General features: G+C 58.4%; 17 protein-coding genes. 11 read left to right on the plus strand and 6 right to left on the minus strand.

The annotated features are described in order from the left end of the window. The first annotated feature begins 2 nt into the window (after positions 1 to 2). From soxX to ccsB, 3 genes are read left to right on the plus strand one after another with little or no spacing between them, the layout of a single operon-like run. Entirely contained in the window at positions 3 to 368 is a 366-nt protein-coding gene (gene soxX, locus AC2VNM_RS11215) for a sulfur oxidation c-type cytochrome SoxX (protein ID WP_486913331.1), read from the plus strand. A gap of 24 nt (positions 369 to 392) precedes the next feature. After that, positions 393 to 1,265, plus strand: a complete 873-nt coding sequence (gene soxA, locus AC2VNM_RS11220; protein ID WP_483166649.1) for a sulfur oxidation c-type cytochrome SoxA — start codon at positions 393 to 395, stop codon at positions 1,263 to 1,265. Positions 1,266 to 1,277: 12 nt separating this feature from the next. Next, complete coding sequence (gene ccsB / locus AC2VNM_RS11225) at positions 1,278 to 2,456, plus strand: c-type cytochrome biogenesis protein CcsB (protein WP_486913332.1); 1,179 nt, start codon at positions 1,278 to 1,280, stop codon at positions 2,454 to 2,456. A gap of 42 nt (positions 2,457 to 2,498) precedes the next feature. Here ccsB and AC2VNM_RS11230 read toward each other — a convergent pair whose 3' ends face one another. Genes AC2VNM_RS11230 through AC2VNM_RS11240 form a run of 3 tightly spaced genes read right to left on the minus strand, consistent with a single transcriptional unit; the run spans position 2,499 to position 4,799 of the window. After that, complete coding sequence (locus tag AC2VNM_RS11230) at positions 2,499 to 3,158, minus strand: hypothetical protein (protein ID WP_483166651.1); 660 nt, start codon at positions 3,156 to 3,158, stop codon at positions 2,499 to 2,501. Between the two features lie 41 nt (positions 3,159 to 3,199). Beyond that, the gene (locus AC2VNM_RS11235) at positions 3,200 to 4,117 is read right to left on the minus strand and encodes a YihY/virulence factor BrkB family protein (RefSeq protein ID WP_483166652.1); all 918 of its coding nucleotides are present in this window, start codon (positions 4,115 to 4,117) and stop codon (positions 3,200 to 3,202) included. Continuing rightward, on the minus strand, positions 4,110 to 4,799 hold the full coding sequence (locus tag AC2VNM_RS11240; RefSeq protein ID WP_483166653.1) for a chromosomal replication initiator DnaA: 690 nt from the start codon (positions 4,797 to 4,799) through the stop codon (positions 4,110 to 4,112). The genes AC2VNM_RS11235 and AC2VNM_RS11240 overlap by 8 nt, the downstream gene beginning before the upstream one ends. 167 nt (positions 4,800 to 4,966) lie before the next feature. Between AC2VNM_RS11240 and AC2VNM_RS11245 the strand changes: the two genes are divergently transcribed. The 8 genes from AC2VNM_RS11245 (at position 4,967) to AC2VNM_RS11280 (ending at position 13,327) form a co-directional block, all read left to right on the plus strand. Further along, the gene (locus AC2VNM_RS11245) at positions 4,967 to 5,584 is read left to right on the plus strand and encodes a superoxide dismutase (protein WP_483166654.1); all 618 of its coding nucleotides are present in this window, start codon (positions 4,967 to 4,969) and stop codon (positions 5,582 to 5,584) included. A gap of 110 nt (positions 5,585 to 5,694) precedes the next feature. Further along, positions 5,695 to 6,729 carry a phosphoribosylformylglycinamidine cyclo-ligase gene (gene purM, locus AC2VNM_RS11250; protein ID WP_483166655.1) on the plus strand — a complete coding sequence of 345 codons (1,035 nt, stop codon included), beginning with the start codon at positions 5,695 to 5,697 and terminating at the stop codon, positions 6,727 to 6,729. Next, entirely contained in the window at positions 6,722 to 7,381 is a 660-nt protein-coding gene (purN, locus tag AC2VNM_RS11255) for a phosphoribosylglycinamide formyltransferase (RefSeq protein WP_483166656.1), read from the plus strand. Before purM ends, purN begins: the two co-directional genes overlap by 8 nt. Continuing rightward, positions 7,378 to 8,133 carry a competence/damage-inducible protein A gene (locus AC2VNM_RS11260; RefSeq protein ID WP_486913333.1) on the plus strand — a complete coding sequence of 252 codons (756 nt, stop codon included), beginning with the start codon at positions 7,378 to 7,380 and terminating at the stop codon, positions 8,131 to 8,133. The genes purN and AC2VNM_RS11260 overlap by 4 nt, the downstream gene beginning before the upstream one ends. Before the next feature lie 21 nt (positions 8,134 to 8,154). Further along, entirely contained in the window at positions 8,155 to 9,564 is a 1,410-nt protein-coding gene (locus AC2VNM_RS11265; protein WP_486913334.1) for a chloride channel protein, read from the plus strand. A 70-nt stretch (positions 9,565 to 9,634) separates the two neighbouring features. Next, the gene (locus AC2VNM_RS11270) at positions 9,635 to 11,020 is read left to right on the plus strand and encodes an MFS transporter (protein WP_486913335.1); all 1,386 of its coding nucleotides are present in this window, start codon (positions 9,635 to 9,637) and stop codon (positions 11,018 to 11,020) included. Then, a complete protein-coding gene (locus AC2VNM_RS11275; RefSeq protein ID WP_483189469.1) occupies positions 11,017 to 12,885 on the plus strand; it encodes a chloride channel protein in 1,869 nt (622 codons plus the stop codon). Before AC2VNM_RS11270 ends, AC2VNM_RS11275 begins: the two co-directional genes overlap by 4 nt. 4 nt (positions 12,886 to 12,889) lie before the next feature. Next, a complete protein-coding gene (locus AC2VNM_RS11280; RefSeq protein ID WP_483166661.1) occupies positions 12,890 to 13,327 on the plus strand; it encodes a hypothetical protein in 438 nt (145 codons plus the stop codon). Between the two features lie 18 nt (positions 13,328 to 13,345). On the opposite strand, the gene AC2VNM_RS11285 is transcribed toward AC2VNM_RS11280, so the two are convergent. From AC2VNM_RS11285 to AC2VNM_RS11295, 3 genes are all read right to left on the minus strand, one after another. Then, positions 13,346 to 14,116, minus strand: coding sequence for a TIGR02186 family protein (locus AC2VNM_RS11285; protein WP_486913336.1), 771 nt, complete (start codon positions 14,114 to 14,116; stop codon positions 13,346 to 13,348). Further along, positions 14,116 to 15,024, minus strand: a complete 909-nt coding sequence (locus AC2VNM_RS11290; RefSeq protein WP_486913337.1) for a sulfite exporter TauE/SafE family protein — start codon at positions 15,022 to 15,024, stop codon at positions 14,116 to 14,118. Before AC2VNM_RS11290 ends, AC2VNM_RS11285 begins: the two co-directional genes overlap by 1 nt. Positions 15,025 to 15,026: 2 nt before the next feature. After that, a partial coding sequence (locus tag AC2VNM_RS11295) for a universal stress protein (RefSeq protein ID WP_486913338.1) occupies positions 15,027 to 15,741 on the minus strand: 715 nt, incomplete at its 5' end.

Consider the following 15,741-nt stretch of genomic DNA (forward strand, 5'->3'; position numbering starts at 1 on the left):
TCATGTTTCATCAAAGCTCTCGTATCCTACTCTTGCTCAGCGCTATCGCCTTGCCCGCTGCCGCCATCGCCGCTCCCAGCGCCGCCGATATTGCCGCAGGCAAGTCCATTGCCTTCAATCGTGCCGAAGGCAATTGTCTTGCCTGCCACGTACTCCCCGGAGGAACCATGGCGGGCAACGTGGGACCGGATCTGACCCATTTTCCCTTCAAGATTGTCTTTCACAACCGGCAAAAGCTGGTAAATTTTCTCTACGATCCGGAAAAAACCATACCCCACATAAACATGCCACAATTCGGCAAAAACAAGGTATTGACTCATCATCAACTCGAACTGGTTGCGGATTATCTTTGGTCCCTTCAAAAGTAATCATTTCACACCGGAAGAAACGCCATGAAATACGCAAAACGAATTCTTTCCGTAAGCTTGGGCTTGGCACTTGGCAGTGCTGCCCTCTCTGCCAACGCCATCGATTGGTGGCAACTAGGCAATACCAAGGTTGGCCCGCAAAAGACGCTGCAAGATTTTCATCAATATTTCAAGGAACAATTCCCCAAGATGAGCCTCGAACAATACGCGCTCGGGAGTTATGCCTTCAACAAACAGGACTATGAACAATATCAACAGGCCATACAATTCAATCCCGGCGATCTTACCCTGAGCCAGGGGAAAAAGCTTTGGGAAACCAAGTTTCCGGATGGCAAAACCTACGCCTCCTGCTTTCCTGATGGCGGCAAGGGTGTTGCCGCTGGCTATCCATATTACAGCGACAAGACCCATCAAGTCGTCACCGCTGCCATGCGCATCAATGCCTGCCGGGCAGACAACCATCTGCCGCCACTAAAGTACGGCAGCAGTGATCTGATTGCCCTGGAGACCTATTTTGGCTCTCTTTCCAATGGCATGCCTACCGATGTCAAGGTAGTGGGCCGTGGAGCCGTGCGCGCCTTTGAGGAAGGAAAGGCCTATTACTTCATGCATCGTGGACAACTCAATTTTAGCTGCGCGAGTTGCCACGTAGCCTATGCCGGAAAATACCTGCGCGGACAGATCATCTCGCCGGTGCTCGGACAAAGCGCGCACTACCCGACCTATCGCGCCTCCTGGAGCGCCGTCAATACCTTTGAAAAGCGTTTCCAGGGCTGCGACAAAAAGGTTGGCGCCGCACCGCAAAAACTGGGTAGCCCAGAGTATCGTGATCTGGACTATTTCATGAGTTACCTAAGCAACGGGATCAAGATGAATGTCCCGGGCTATCGACCCTGAGGAGGATTGACGATGTCAGTTGATGTCAGTGAGCTTCGTCAATGGTTCGCCTTTCCGCAGGGGGCACGGGAACAACGCCTCTGGCAACGCCTTTGGGCGGTGGCATTGACCGCGGGGGCCTTTGCCGTCTGGGCGGTTTTTCGTGCCGATTTCTGGATGTGGCAGTACATCACCCTAGGGATCTGGTACACCGGACTCCTTTGGTTTGGTTGGCACTGGCCGGCCTTCCGCCGCCTGTTTTTCGCCATTCTCGTAGTCGCGGCGCCCGGCGTTGGTCTCTACATGGCTGGTTATACCGCCGCCGACAGCCTTCTGCTTCGCTATGTTTTCCAAAGCACAGCGATGTTCTACTGGATGAGCGGTGCCATTCTCGTCAGTGCGGTCAGCTATTACTGGTATCTCTATGCCGGCTCGCAGAGTGCTGGCGACCGCGGCCATCGCTTTGCCTGGCTGGCAACCGTGCTCGGCTTTGCCGGACTCGCCATCCGCTGGAAAGAGACCTACGTAGGGCATCCATCCTGGGGCCACATACCGGTCACCAACATGTATGATGCCATGGTGCTGCTCTGCACCGTTACTGCCCTGTTCTATCTGTACTACGAAGCGCAGGGCAAGCGTCGTGGCCTGGGCGCCTTTGCCATGCCGATGATTCTGGCAGCAGATATCTTTCTGATTTGGGTCGGGATCGCCTATCACCAGAACCAGATCCAGCCCATCGTGCCGGCCTTGAACAGCTTCTGGATCAAGCTGCATGTGCCCTGCGAATTCGTTGCCTATGCCAATTTCTATCTGGCGGCGATGGTTGGCCTTGCCTATCTGCTGCGCCAGCGAGCAGAACGCCTGGGCAGTCCTTTGGTAGAGCGCTTACCTGATCTCAACAAACTGGAACGCATCATGGCGGCCATGGTGACCTTTGGTTTTCTGTTCTTTACCGCCGGCACCATTCTCGGTGCCGTATGGGCAGCCAAGGCCTGGGGCAGCTTCTGGTCCTGGGATCCCAAGGAAACCTGGGCACTGATCGTGTGGCTCAACTACGCCGCCTACTTGCATTTACGGGGCCGTAGCCCACAGCATCGGCCGACGGGAAAAACCCTGGCTTGGTGGTCGGTCATCAGTCTGCTGACCGTCACCTTCTGCTTCATTGGTGTGGATCTTTTCTTGGGAGGATTGCACTCCTACGCCAAGCTTTAAAGGCGGGCAGGCGCCTGCAGCACGAGGCGCCGTCCACCAGCTTTACTTCCCACTCCCTGCGGAAATGCCCACCGACAACTTCCATTGCTGGATCTGTGCTATCAGCGGAGATTTGGCGCAATCCTCTGCCGAGAGACTGCTACACGCGCTGGCCCACTGACTGGTAGTCTGGAAAAACTTTTGTGCTGCGCCTGCCTGTTCCGCCTGCGCGCCGGTCAAAATCTTGGCTGCCGATCCATAGCTTGCCGCCCGGGCCTGCGCCCAGTTGGAGACGCCCTGCCAACAAGCCGAGCGTTGTGCACCACTCTCACCAATGCAAGAAGTGCTCTGCTGCCGGGCACTGGCAAGGTCCTGGGTCCAGCTCTGCGCAAAATCGCTGCTGTTGATTTTCGCTGCGCTGTTCACCATGGGAGTCACCGTTTTCGCTTCGGGAACCACGGTTGCCGGAGCACTCGCCTGGGACGACAGGGTTTGGGTCGGCAGATTCTCCTCGCGGATCGAGGATGCGGGTTTCTTGGCTACCTGCGGCAACTTCACCTTCGGCACTACCGGCGCAGCAGTTGACGGTGCCGGCTGGGAAACGGGCTGCGGCAGTGACGGCATTACCGGTCCGGAGGGTAGCAGGCCGTTGTTGGTTGCTGAGCCACATCCTGCCAACGTTGCGGCCACGGCAAGGAGCCCCAGGGTAGGAAACAATTTCATGACGCTGTCCTTTCTTAACGATTCAAGTCCATAGATAAAAACTATCTTGCAGTTTTCTCTCGCGCTTCCCCCGTCGGGCGTGCGCTGGCAGGATGATGCCGCTGCGCCGCTGCCGCCACCTCCGCACCAAACAAAACCGCCAACCAAGTCATAAACAACCAGAGCAGGAATACGGGCAATAGTCCGAGTGCCCCATAGAGCGTCTCGGTGATCGAATAGCGGATGTATTGCGCCAGCAAGTATTTGGCGATGTTGAGCAGAATAGCCGCAATCAGCGCACCAAAAAATGCGTCGAGGAAGGTCACTCGTGCTGCGGGCAATATCCGATATAACGCCAGAAAAACCACCAGCTCTACAACAAATGCAACGACATAGCTGAATTGTACCGGTAACGCTGGCATGGCACCGAAGTGGAGTAACCAGTGTTGCACGGGCTCCAAAGAAAGAACTAACGCAGCGCTGGCAATGGGGCCAAGGACAATCAGGAGAATATAGCGCAAGGGTCGCAGCCAGTGCGTCGTGATCTTCTCATTCCAAATAGCGTTGAAATGGCGTTCAATTTCGTGAAGGAGAAATAGCGCCGTTATCAACAAACCAATCACACCATACCATCCCAAACCCGCACCGCGGGCCGCCAGAACATTGAGCCAATGAATGACCGCTTCTCCTACTTCCGGAACAAAACTCTGAAATACATAGCGATCGATGAGTTGCCGTTTTTCTTCAGTGAATCCAATGAGATTCCACAGGCTAAAAATTACCGCCAGCAAAGGCACGATAGCCAATAGAGTGGTGTAGGCAAGCAGAGAAGCTCGATCCACACAGTCGTCCCGCCAGAAGTCCATTCCCGCGCGAATGAGGCGCAACAGGATGCGTCGCCACCAAGGTGTGCCTGCGTGCGGATGCCAACGCCCGCACCCGGACCGCTGTTTAGGTGTCTTGTCCAACAAGTCAGACATTCGTCTGTTCTCGAAATATTCGCCATTGGGCGACACTGGGCGTAGCTTGGCGTTGCCAGAGCCAGGCCTGGAAGGCCTCGACCAAACGGGTCAGGGTACTGAGATTGCGCGTTTCGCTGCGCAACATATGGCGCCGCAAAGGCTCGGCAAAAGGCGGACCGAAACGTGTAGAGATCTGCAGCAACAATGCGTCGAGCTGCTGGTCCTGCGGACGTTTCAGGTAATAACTGGTAAGAGCGGTCAAACGACTTTCCCAGTCGGCAAGCAGCCAGCGCGGCCGCGGCGCGATGCAACTGACCAGCCAGGGTAAGCCTCTATCCAGACGATAATTGAAGAGACGAAAAAGTTCTTCCTCACGTGCCAGGCTACCTGCCCAGGCATCGATGTTATCCAGGCAGAGGAATGGCGCCGCACAGAGGTCGAGAACGCCGTCGCCAGCAGCTGGCAGCGCCCGACAATCGACGTAGGGAGCCCATGAGCCATCAGCAAAGGCAGCCCACAGCAGCAGGTGGGTCTTGCCTACCCCTGTATCCCCGTAGAGACAGAGCGCAGTCGACGCCTCACGCAGCTGACGGATTGCCGCCAGGGCTTCTTCATGCAGGCCCGGAAGGTTGGTCATTCCCGCAAGTTGCCGCGGCTGCAACGGCAGAAGTTGCTGACCAGGTACGGAAGACAACGCCATCGTTACAAGGCATTCGCTCAGCTGACTGGTTGCCAGTGTAACAGTGTTCGCCAGGGTCCGGAATCGAGGGGCCGGGCAACGGACCCGATTGTCGTTTGCAGATGACAGGGCTCGCCGACTACAATTTGTGGATAGATGCAGTTCCACCCAGCGACAGGAGAGCAGGAATGTCTGAATATACAGTACGGGAAGAACTCAAGCCCAGCGGTCTGGATGGTATCAGTGATGATCAGATCAACGACCATTGGGGACTTTACAAGGGCTATGTGGCGCAGAGCAACGCCCTGCGCAAGGAGCTCGACGAGCTGCGCGCGGCGGGCAAGGGTGCTTCCCTGGGCTATGCGGATCGGCGCCGGCGTTTTGGTTTTGAATACAACGGCATGGTGCTGCACGAGTACTATTTCGCGCAGCTCAAACCTGGTAGCAACATCGACCAGGCCCCAGGCTTCAAGGCAGCGGTGACAGAGCAGTTCGGCAGCGCCGAAGCCTGGCACGACGACCTGATGGCGGCAGCAAAGAGCCGCGGCATCGGTTGGGCGATCTGCTATTACGACGCCACGACCGGGCAAATCAACAACCACTTCGTGCAGTTGCATGAGGACGGCAACATCGGTGGCTTTAGCCCGCTGGTGGTGGTCGACGTCTTCGAACATGCCTACATGGTTGACTGGAAGGCCCTGGGCCGCGGCGATTACCTCGCTGCCTTGCACAAAAACATGAACTGGGCGCTGGTGGAAGCGCGCTTCCAGGCCGCCAAGAGCGGACAGGTATTCAAGCGCTTCTGAGCGCCAGGTATCGTCCGGCACGAAACCCGCAGCCTGCTGCGGGTTTTTTTTGGCTTGCCGCGAACGCAGTGGCTTCGTACCATCCTACCATTCGTCTCCAGGAGCCTGACGTGAACCCCAAAGACCCCCTGACCTATCAGCAAGCCGGCGTGGATATCGATGCCGGCAACCGTTTGGTGGACCGCATCAAACCCCTCGCCAGCGCCACCCAACGTCCCGAGGTGCTAGGCGGCCTGGGCGGCTTTGGTGGCCTTTTCGCGCTCCCCCCTGGCTATCGTCAACCGGTTCTGGTCTCCGGTACCGACGGCGTTGGTACCAAGTTGCTTTTGGCCCTGGAGGCGAAGCAGCACGACGGCATCGGCATCGATCTGGTGGCCATGTGTGTCAACGACATTCTCGTATCGGGTGCCGAACCGCTCTGGTTCCTGGACTATTACGCGTGTAGCAAACTCGATGTCGAAGTCGCCGAGCAGGTCATTGCCGGCATTGCCGAGGGTTGTCGACAGGCCGGATGTGCCTTGCTGGGCGGCGAGACCGCGGAAATGCCGGGCATGTACCCCAACGATCACTACGACCTGGCGGGCTTTGCCGTGGGTATCGTCGAACGCGATGCCATCCTCGATGGCAGTCGCTGCCGCGCGGGCGATGCGCTGGTGGGAATCGCCTCTTCCGGGCCCCACAGCAATGGTTACTCCCTCGTCCGCAAAATTTTGGTGCGGGCAGGTGCCCACCAGCATCTGCAGCTGGACGGTGAGCCGCTCATCGACCAGCTTCTGCGTCCAACGCAAATCTATGTGCAAGCCATTCAGTCCTTGCGCAGCGTGGTTGAGATTCACGCTTTGGCGCACATTACCGGCGGTGGCTTGACCGAAAATCTACCGCGCTCCTTGCCCAAAGAACTGGCCGCAGTCATCGATCCAAAGAGCTGGCCGCAACCCGCGATCTTCACTTGGCTACAGGAACAAGGCGAGGTGGACACTACAGAAATGCGCCGTGTTTTCAATCTCGGCATTGGCATGGTCGCCAGCGTCCCGTGGGAACAGCGCGACGCGGCCATCGAGAACCTTACTGCCAGCGGGCACGTGGCCTACTGCATCGGCCGCCTGGAAACACGAAAGTCCAGCGGAGTCGTCTATCTTGACTGAACAACGCCTGGTACTGCTGATTTCCGGGCGCGGCAGCAACTTGCGTGCCATTCAGCAGGCCTGTACCAGTGGCCAGCTCCCAGCCCGGATCACTGCCGTCATCAGCAATCGGGCGGATGCCGCAGGGCTGGCATGGTGTCGCGATGCCCGCCTCGCTGCGGAAGTCATTGCCCACAAGAATTTTTCCACGCGCGCGGATTTCGACCGCGCCCTTGCCGCAGCTATCGACACCCACAATCCGGACTGGATCGTCCTGGCGGGCTTCATGCGTCAACTGACCGATGCTTTCGTGCAGCGCTATCTGGGACGCCTGATCAATATCCATCCTTCACTTCTGCCTGCCTTTCCGGGCTTGCACACCCATCAGCAGGCCTTACAGGCCGGGGTTCGCTGGCATGGAGCAAGCGTACACTTCGTCACGCCAGAACTGGACGCCGGGCCCATCATCGCCCAAGGCGTCTTGCCCGTGCGCAGCGATGACACCCCAGAAAGCCTGTCCGCACGCGTGCTGGCGCTGGAGCACGAACTCTACCCGCAGGCCTTGGGGCATCTCCTGCGGGGTGACTGCGTCCTGGAGCAGGGACAGACGCGCTGGCGGCAGGCCTATCAGAGTCCGGACCTTGCCAGCATCAATCCACAGAGGCAAGCATGACAGCACGTCTAGGTATCATCATCGTCGGCTCGGAGATCCTGCTCGGCAAACGGGAGGATCGCCACTTTGCCCGTAGTCGCGAACAGGCGCTGGATCGCGGTTACGAACTGGCCTGGAGCCTGTTGCTGGCGGACCGCTGGGAGGATCTGATCAAGCAGTATCGCTGGGCCTTCGCACAGGATTGCCCCTTTTTCTCCTTCGGTGGCCTGGGCGCCACTCCCGATGATCTGACCCGGGCGGCCGCCGCGGCAGCGCTGGATTTGCCCATGGAGCAGCACCCCGAAGCGGCGCGCCTGATTCGCGAGCGTTTTGGCGACGGGGCCGAGCCCATCCGCATCCGCATGGCAGATTTGCCCAAGGGCGCCAGCATCATCCCCAACCCCGTCAATCATATCCCCGGCTTTCAGCTGCGTCAGGGCTACTTTTTCCCGGGCTTTCCGCAGATGGCAGAGCCCATGACGCAGTGGGTCCTGGAACGCGACTTCCCAGCGCGTACCTCGGCCTTGCAGTTACGGATCCTCCTGTGGGAGCAAAAGGAAAGCGACTGGGTCGACTTCATGGAACGCTTCTGCGCAGAACACGCGCAAGTAGAATTTTCCAGTCTGCCCAGCTTCGCGGCAACGGGTTCGCAAATCGAACTCGGTCTGCGCGGCGAGGCCGCAGCGCTGCATGCCGCCTGGCAGATGCTGGCGACTGAGCTCGAAAGACGCGGCGTGCGTTGGGAGTGGCTGGAAGAGCCTCGATTCCCATGATGCTAGCGATCTGACGCAGCCATGGTCGAGGAAAAGAAGAGCGAATGGGATTTTTGGCACCCCGAACACGGCGCTTTTGGCGAAGGTCCCCTGCTCGCTCTTTTGGGTGCCATCATCGGCGTGTTGACCGGGGTTGGCGACATCGTTTTTCACTACCTCGTTGCCGTCATCCACAACGTCGCCATCCTGAATATTTTCGATTTCCACGACCGAGCACACGTGCACACTCCGCCATCCCCCTGGGGCTGGGCCTTGCCCCTGGTTCCCACCCTGGGCGGTATACTGGTGATTTTTCTGGCGCGTAAGTACGGGACGGCCGTCCAGGGCGCTGGTGTGAGCCAGGTGATCGAGGCGGCCTACACGCGCGAGGGCCGCATGGCGCGCAGCATCGCGTTATTGCGTCCTTTGGCTACGGCCATCACGATTGGCACTGGCGGCTCGGCAGGACGCGAAGGACCTGCCATGCAGTTCGGCGCCGCCATTACAGCGTGGCTGGACGCCATCTTCACCATGCCTGCGCACCGCCGCATCCATCTTCTTGGTTGTGGAGTGGGGGCCGGTATCGCCGCGGTCTTCAATGCCCCCCTGGGCGGCTGGTTTCTGGCCATGGAAATCATCGTTCCAGACTGGCGCCCATGGACGATTCTCTCGACGCTGGTCGCGACCATTGGCGCCAGCCAAATCACCGAGCTGGTCTTCGGGAACTTTCATCTCCTCCCGGCGGTGACCAGCACCCTCGTCAACAAGGCAGCAGATCTCCCCTTCTTCGTTATCCTGGGCGCCATCAACGCGCTTGCGGCGATTCTCTTCATCGCCAGCCTGACGGCGATCACGCAGTACAGCGAGATGTTCCTGCGCAACCCCTATCTCCGCCATGCCTTGGGAATGTTCCTGGTTGGCCTTTTGCTATTGCTCTGTTTTGCCTGGACCGGTCACTACTACCTGATTGGCGGCAGTTACGCGGGCATCGGCGACATTCTGCGCGGAGAGATCAGTGCCTGGGACATCCTGCTGCTCCTGCTATTGCTCAAGCTGCTGGCGACCAGTCTGACCATTGGTTCGGGAGGATCTGGTGGCATCTTCTCGCCTTCGCTCTTTATCGGTGCGGGCACGGGTGCCTTGTACGGCCTACTCCTGCTGCATTGGCAGATCTTACCCACCAAGCTCATCGGTCTACTCGCACTCTGCGGTATGGCCGGCATGGTAGCCGCGAGCACCGGCGCGCTATTGAGCGCCCCGGTCATGGCCGTCGAACTGACGGGCAGTTACGAAGCCCTGCTGCCAGCCATGCTGACTTCGGTTAGCGCTTTTGCCATTCGCCGCATGCTGCTGGGCGCCAGCATCTACACCCTGCCCTTGCGCCGGCACGGGCTGGATGTACCGGAGAACCACTATGTCGTCGAGGGAACGGGAAAGCAGGAAAAGGGCTGATTTTGCGGGCCCCGAGGGAGATGCGGTATATTTTCTGCATACACATAACCCACATTCCGTAGGAGTCGCAATGTCCGTAAAATCCGCTCTCGACCGCCGCGAAAAGCGCGCTGTCATCTCCCTAGCTGGCATTTTTGGACTTCGATTACTGGGGTTGTTTCTGGTGTTACCCGTATTTTCGGTGTACGCACATGGTCTGCGCGGTGCGGCAAATCATCCGGCGCTGATTGGCATTGCGCTGGGTGCCTACGGCCTCACCCAGGCCATCCTGCAAATTCCTTTTGGCAAACTCTCGGATCGCATCGGCCGCAAACCCATCATCGCCATCGGCCTCCTGATCTTTGCCATCGGCAGTGTGGTTGCGGCCTTGGCCAGCAGCATCGACGGCTTGCTCATTGGCCGAATCATCCAGGGGGCTGGCGCGGTGGCGGCGGCAATCATTGCCCTTACCGCGGATCTCGTACGCGAGGAGCGCTGGACCAAGGCGATGGCGGTCATTGGCATCACCATCGGGGTCAGTTTCAGCATCTCCCTGGTCCTGTCAGCGCCTCTGGCACATTTCATCGGGGTTTCCGGAATTTTTTGGCTGACCGCCGTCTTGGCACTCGTTGCCATCGCCGTTTTGTATCTCGTCATTCCCAGCAGCCCGGCAAAATTCCACCGAGATGCCGAACTGAACCCAGCCATGCTGCGGACCGTGCTGCGGGACCGGAATCTACTGCGCCTCGACTTCGGTATTTTTGCCTTGCACACCGGCTTGACCGCGATCTTTGTCGTCTTGCCTTTGGTACTGGTCGATCCGCGCCACCCCTTGCTATCGCTCTCGCATCAATGGACCCTGTATCTGCCGGTCATGCTGCTCTCTTTCCTGTTCATGGTGCCGCTGATCGCCGTCGGTGAGGCCAAGCGCAAATTGAAGGAAATCTTCCTCTTCGCCATCGCCTTGCTGATCCTTGCGGGAATCCTGATGGCCGTTTCCTACCATAGTCTGATCATGATCGCCATCGCTCTCTTCCTCTTTTTTGTCGGCTTCAATGTCCTCGAGGCCAGTCTGCCTTCCCTGATTGCCAAGTTCAGCCACGCCGGCGCAAAAGGAACGGCAACCGGGGTCTATACCTCTTCCGAGTTTCTCGGTGCATTCTGCGGCGGCCTCCTTGGCGGCCTGCTCTATGTTCCGGAAGCCCGCAATTACGGTGTCATCTTCTGGGTGGTGACCGGCATTTTTGTCCTGTGGTTGCTGATCGCCTTGGGCATGCAGCGCCCGCGCTATCTCGCGACCCGTATCTTTACCCTGCCAGCAAATCCCGCCACAGGATTGGAGCAGAGACTACTCGCCCTCCCCGGCGTTGCGGAGGTGGCCGTCTTTGCCGACGAAGGCGCAATCTATTGCAAAGTCGACAGTAAAATTTTTGCCGAGGATCAGGCTCTCTCCCTTCTCGGAGGGCAGTCGGCGTGAGTGAGCTTGTCGCAGAGGCCAGCGCTGCTCCCATGGAGGAGGGAAGTAGCAGCGACACCGGAGCCCTCCGCAGTCGCTGGCGCAAAGTGCGTCGCAATCCCTTCTTTCATTTCCTGTTGGCAATCTTTGTTGGCGTCATCGCTGGCCTCGGCGCAGTGGTGTTTCGTCGTCTCATTGCCCTCATGCACAACCTCTTTTTTTATGGTCAGGCAAGCCTGGTATTCAATGCATTACAACACGCCAAGGCAAGTGCCTGGGGAACCGGGATCATTCTCGCACCTGTCGTTGGCGGGCTGATTGTCGTCTGGCTGGTGCGTAGCTTCGCGCCGGAAGCCAAGGGACATGGGGTCCCCGAAGTGATGGATGCCATCTATTACAAAGCGGGGGTCATCCGCCCAGTAGTGGTTATCGTCAAGGCCTTGGCATCCGCCATCACCATCGGTAGTGGCGGATCGGTGGGGCGCGAGGGGCCCATCATCCAGATCGGCGCCGCCTTTGGCTCGAGCCTCGCAGGTTGGCTGCACTTGCCAGAATGGCAGCGCCTGGGCCTGATCGCTGCTGGCGCGGGGGCTGGTATCGCTGCCACCTTCAACACCCCGGTTGGCGGCGTCCTTTTTGCCGTTGAGCTGATGCTGGTAGAAATCAGCGCCCGTACCCTGGTTCCAGTCATGATCGCCACCGGCACCGCGACCCTGGTCTCGCGTCTGCTGCTGGGCAACTTCCCATCTTTCATCATTCCAGCGGATATCATTGCCGAAACTGCGCACATGGATATCCGCAATTATTTGGTCTTTGCGCTGCTGGGGATCATTGTGGGTGGGATTGGCCTCTTTTTTACGCGTATGCTTTACTGGACCGAGGACTTTTTTGAGCGCATTCTTCCCAATCCCTACCTGCGTGCCGTGGTCGGAATGGGGGCAGTTGGTATAACCATCTGGGTAATCTTCCTCTTCAGTGGCAAATACTATGTGGAAGGCGTTGGCTACGCCACGATTCAGGATGTCCTCGATGGCGTCCTGCTCAATCCTGGATTCTTGTTTTTGTTGGTCTTGCTGAAAATTCTGAGTTTCAGTACCACCCTCGCTGCCGGCGGCTCCGGCGGCGTATTTTCTCCTTCTCTCTTTGTCGGAGCGTTGCTGGGTGCCGCCTGTATTTTGGTACTCAACTCGCTCTTCCCCGGCCTGGACATGCATATCGCTACCGGCGCGGCGCTGGGAATGGCGGGAATGGTCGCGTCCTCTACCGGAGCGGCAGTGACCGGGGCGGTCATGATCTTTGAAATGACCAATGACTATCACATCATCATCCCCCTGATTCTAGTGGCGTCCATTGCCTTCGGTATTCGCCGCATGGTCACCCGGGACAGCATTTATACCCTGAAGCTGCTGCGGCGTGGGCACTACATCCCGGAGGCACGGCACAGCAACCTTTACCTGATGCGCTCGGCAAGCAGTCTGGTCGAAACCCCGCTGTTACGTCTGCACGATCGTCGCTTGCTCAAGGATCTCCATCGTCTGCTGCGACGCTATCCACGCCTGCCACACATCCTTTTGATTCGAGATGGGAAACCGGTAGCTGCCATCGCTTCCCATCGGGTGCATGAAATCCTCGGGCGGCGCAACCTGCCCGAGGATACCCCCCTGCTGGAGCTCGCCAGTACCGACTGGATCCTGCTACGCCGTGACGTGCAACTTTACGAACTGGTGGCTGCGTTTCGTAGCAGTGGCGCGGAGATTGCGTTACTCAGTGAGGATGGAGAAACCCCACAACATCATTCCAGTGTTTCGGCAATGGTTACCAGCGAAGACATCCTCGCCGACACCAGCCTTCCCGTGTTGCTCCTGCACCCAGAAATGAAGCCGTAAAGACATGGCAAAAAAGAAAGCAGGCGGATGGGGTATTGGCATTGTGGCTGCGGCTCTGGCCGTGGGGGCGTTTCTCTACTTGACAGCGCAACCGGCGCATCTTCATATCCAGACCGTCGCCCTCGGCAGCTACGGCTCCGCCGTCCATCGCAACGGTCAGGAACTGGCGTTACAGATCCGGCCCCTGGCAGAGCTGGAGGGTCCACCTGGAGAATTGCCTCCTTCTCTTGACGGTCCGGCGGAGCAGGAAGTCATTGGCAATATTTTTCTGCGCTTTCCGCAGCTGGCGGCACTGCCAAAGGATTCTGCGGCACGGGAGCGCCTCGCCGAGCAAATTCGCACCCAGCTCAACGCGCAGTTATCGGCGCAACGGTCTCACTGGCAGGTGCGCAGTCTGCAGCTTCGCCCCAGCCTCGGCCCCATCCCCAGTGGCGACGGCTGACTCGCCATTCGATCATCTTTAGCTCTTGCGCTGCATGACGATTCCCAGGCCGAGGCCCAAAAATGCCAGAAAGAGGGTCAAAACGACACCATATAGCCAAGGCTGATGTTCAGCGTAATCGGCAATCCATTCTTCCAGCCCTACCTGCTGCACATCAATTTTTTGTTGGCTTTGTGCCAGAATCTTTCCGTGATTGACCAGGTAAACATCCAGTTCGTAGGCTCCCAAAGGAAGCGAAGCAGGCAGATGCAGGTGTGTGGAGAACAAGCGACCATCCTGAATCGTCACGCTCTCTGAACGTACCTGATACGTTCCTTGCCGCTCCTTGGCCGCGATAACCGCGGATTCCCAGGCATCTTTATCAAGGGGTTCTGGTTCGTACTTTGCCTTTTCCAGGATCCCGCGCGGATCGAGTCCCAAAGCGTCCCGTTCGGCGGCGGGAAGAATTTTGTCCAACGGCGCCGAAGAGTCGATGAGCAAGACTCCCGGAAACTGACTTACGGTCACCTTCTTCCCGGTTACCCAGATGGGTCCCATCTGCGTCTTGCGGGTGACGGCGACCGCGCTGTCGGGAGAGCGCAGTACCACAATCACTTCACCAGGATGGGAAAGTGCGCCGAACACCAGGATATCGCGACCACGAAAGCGACTGGTCACATCCACCTTGTCCGTACCCGTGCCCAATACCACATTGGGCGCCTGCACGGATGCCTGGGCGGCCATTGGTATCGTTGCCGGCAGTAGCAATGCGCAGGCAAGCAAACAAATCTGTAAGAACTTTTTCTGCATCAGAGCACCTGCGTGACCTGAAAGATATGCTCGGGCGGGATGACCAGACCCAGGCCCATCTTTACCGCCACGGCCACCACCACCAGGGCAAGAACAAGACGAAGCTGCTCGCCGGGCATACGCGCGCCCAGGCGGGCGCCGAACTGGGTACCGAAAATCGAGCCAATGACCAGCGCCAACGCAAGGTAGGGGTCAACCGCATGATTCATGCCGGCTTGCAAGATCCCGACTTCTGCGGTGGTGAAGAGCAGCTGAAACAAGGAGGTACCGACCACTACCTTGGTCGGCATCTTGAGCACGTACAACATGATCGGGACCATGACAAAACCACCGCCCACACCCATCAGCGCTGTGAGCACTCCCACGGCAATACCCAAGCCCAAGGGCAACAGAACCGTCGTCCGCAAGCCGGACACTGGGAAATCCATCTGCCATGGCAGGCGATCCACCCAGGATGATTTCTTTTCCTGCACCGGCTTGCTCTTTTTCTTGCCGCGCACGGCCATCAGCGCCTCGATCAACATGGAAATACCGATGAAGCCCAGGAGTCCCACGTAGAGGAAGGAAACGACCAGTCCAAAATGTCCGCCCTGTTCGAGAATTTTTGCGACATGTACACCCAGCAGACCACCCGTCCAACTCCCAATCAGCAGGACGATGGCCATGCGCATATCGACATTTCCCAAACGCCAGTGAGCATAGCTACCCACTGCCGAGGCGCCAACGATTTGTGCCGCGCCGGTACCCACCGCGATCAGTGGCGGCACGCCAACAAAGATCAACAGGGGGGTAATGAGAAATCCACCGCCCACACCCGTAAGTCCAGAAAGGAAGCCAACAATCAGGCCAAAACCCACGATCATGGCGATGTTGATATCCATGTGGGCAATGGGCAGGTAGAGATCCACGTTCAGGCCTCCTCGTCGCGTACTTCAGATCGCAGATTCTCGATGCCAGGGCAGATCTGTCCCTCCAGAGCGTCGGCGGGCACCGTGAGTACCGGCACCTTCAGACTCAGACTGAGCTTGGCGCCAAGGTTTCCCAAAGCATGCGGGAGCCCACGCGGCTTGCCCTCAGTGCCGAAGCCCTGGCGACCGACAACCACCATGATCACATCCTCGTTGGCTGCGACAATTTTCGGGATCTCGACTTCGGGGGCACCAACCGCAATGAAATATTCCGGCATCCCCAGCCCACAGGCCTCATGAATTCGTTCCGCAACGCCCTGCAGATTCTTTTCGGCCTCGGCGCGCGCCTCTTCCAGCAAGCGATCGCGAAGCCCCCCCGAAAACACGCCACTGCCAAAGCCCATTGGCGACCGTGGCACCTGCAGGACCGTCACCAGTCCCAAGTGTCCAGAAAGCAGGCTCGCAAAGCGCGCCGCCGCGCCCGCTGCCACCAGAGCATTTTGCGAGCCATCTACGGCCGCCAGTATCAAGTGTTCTGCCATCTGTGCCCCCCACCGAAAGATTTTGCGTCGGATCATACCGAAACCATAGAGCAACTGTCGACCTTGAGCCTCATCCCGCCCTTCCCTCTGCGCAAAACTTCTTGCAGAATCAGGAGTATTCTCATCAGGCTCCGGAGTCTTCCGCACATGAGCACCCGCCACCAGTTGCCCATCG

This window comes from Acidithiobacillus sp. TH-A67, assembly GCF_057473545.1.

Excerpts from the sequence above, each read along its gene's own strand:
- AC2VNM_RS11235 (WP_483166652.1), bottom strand. The coding sequence starts at position 4,117 with ATGTCTGACTTGTTGGACAAGACACCTAAACAGCGGTCCGGGTGCGGG.
- AC2VNM_RS11260 (WP_486913333.1), top strand. The coding sequence starts at position 7,378 with ATGACAGCACGTCTAGGTATCATCATCGTCGGCTCGGAGATCCTGCTC.
- AC2VNM_RS11230 (WP_483166651.1), bottom strand. The coding sequence starts at position 3,158 with ATGAAATTGTTTCCTACCCTGGGGCTCCTTGCCGTGGCCGCAACGTTG.
- AC2VNM_RS11240 (WP_483166653.1), bottom strand. The coding sequence starts at position 4,799 with ATGGCGTTGTCTTCCGTACCTGGTCAGCAACTTCTGCCGTTGCAGCCG.
- AC2VNM_RS11270 (WP_486913335.1), top strand. The coding sequence starts at position 9,635 with ATGTCCGTAAAATCCGCTCTCGACCGCCGCGAAAAGCGCGCTGTCATC.
- AC2VNM_RS11280 (WP_483166661.1), top strand. The coding sequence starts at position 12,890 with ATGGCAAAAAAGAAAGCAGGCGGATGGGGTATTGGCATTGTGGCTGCG.
- ccsB (WP_486913332.1), top strand. The coding sequence starts at position 1,278 with ATGTCAGTTGATGTCAGTGAGCTTCGTCAATGGTTCGCCTTTCCGCAG.
- soxA (WP_483166649.1), top strand. The coding sequence starts at position 393 with ATGAAATACGCAAAACGAATTCTTTCCGTAAGCTTGGGCTTGGCACTT.
- AC2VNM_RS11245 (WP_483166654.1), top strand. The coding sequence starts at position 4,967 with ATGTCTGAATATACAGTACGGGAAGAACTCAAGCCCAGCGGTCTGGAT.
- AC2VNM_RS11285 (WP_486913336.1), bottom strand. The coding sequence starts at position 14,116 with ATGCAGAAAAAGTTCTTACAGATTTGTTTGCTTGCCTGCGCATTGCTA.
- soxX (WP_486913331.1), top strand. The coding sequence starts at position 3 with ATGTTTCATCAAAGCTCTCGTATCCTACTCTTGCTCAGCGCTATCGCC.
- AC2VNM_RS11265 (WP_486913334.1), top strand. The coding sequence starts at position 8,155 with ATGGTCGAGGAAAAGAAGAGCGAATGGGATTTTTGGCACCCCGAACAC.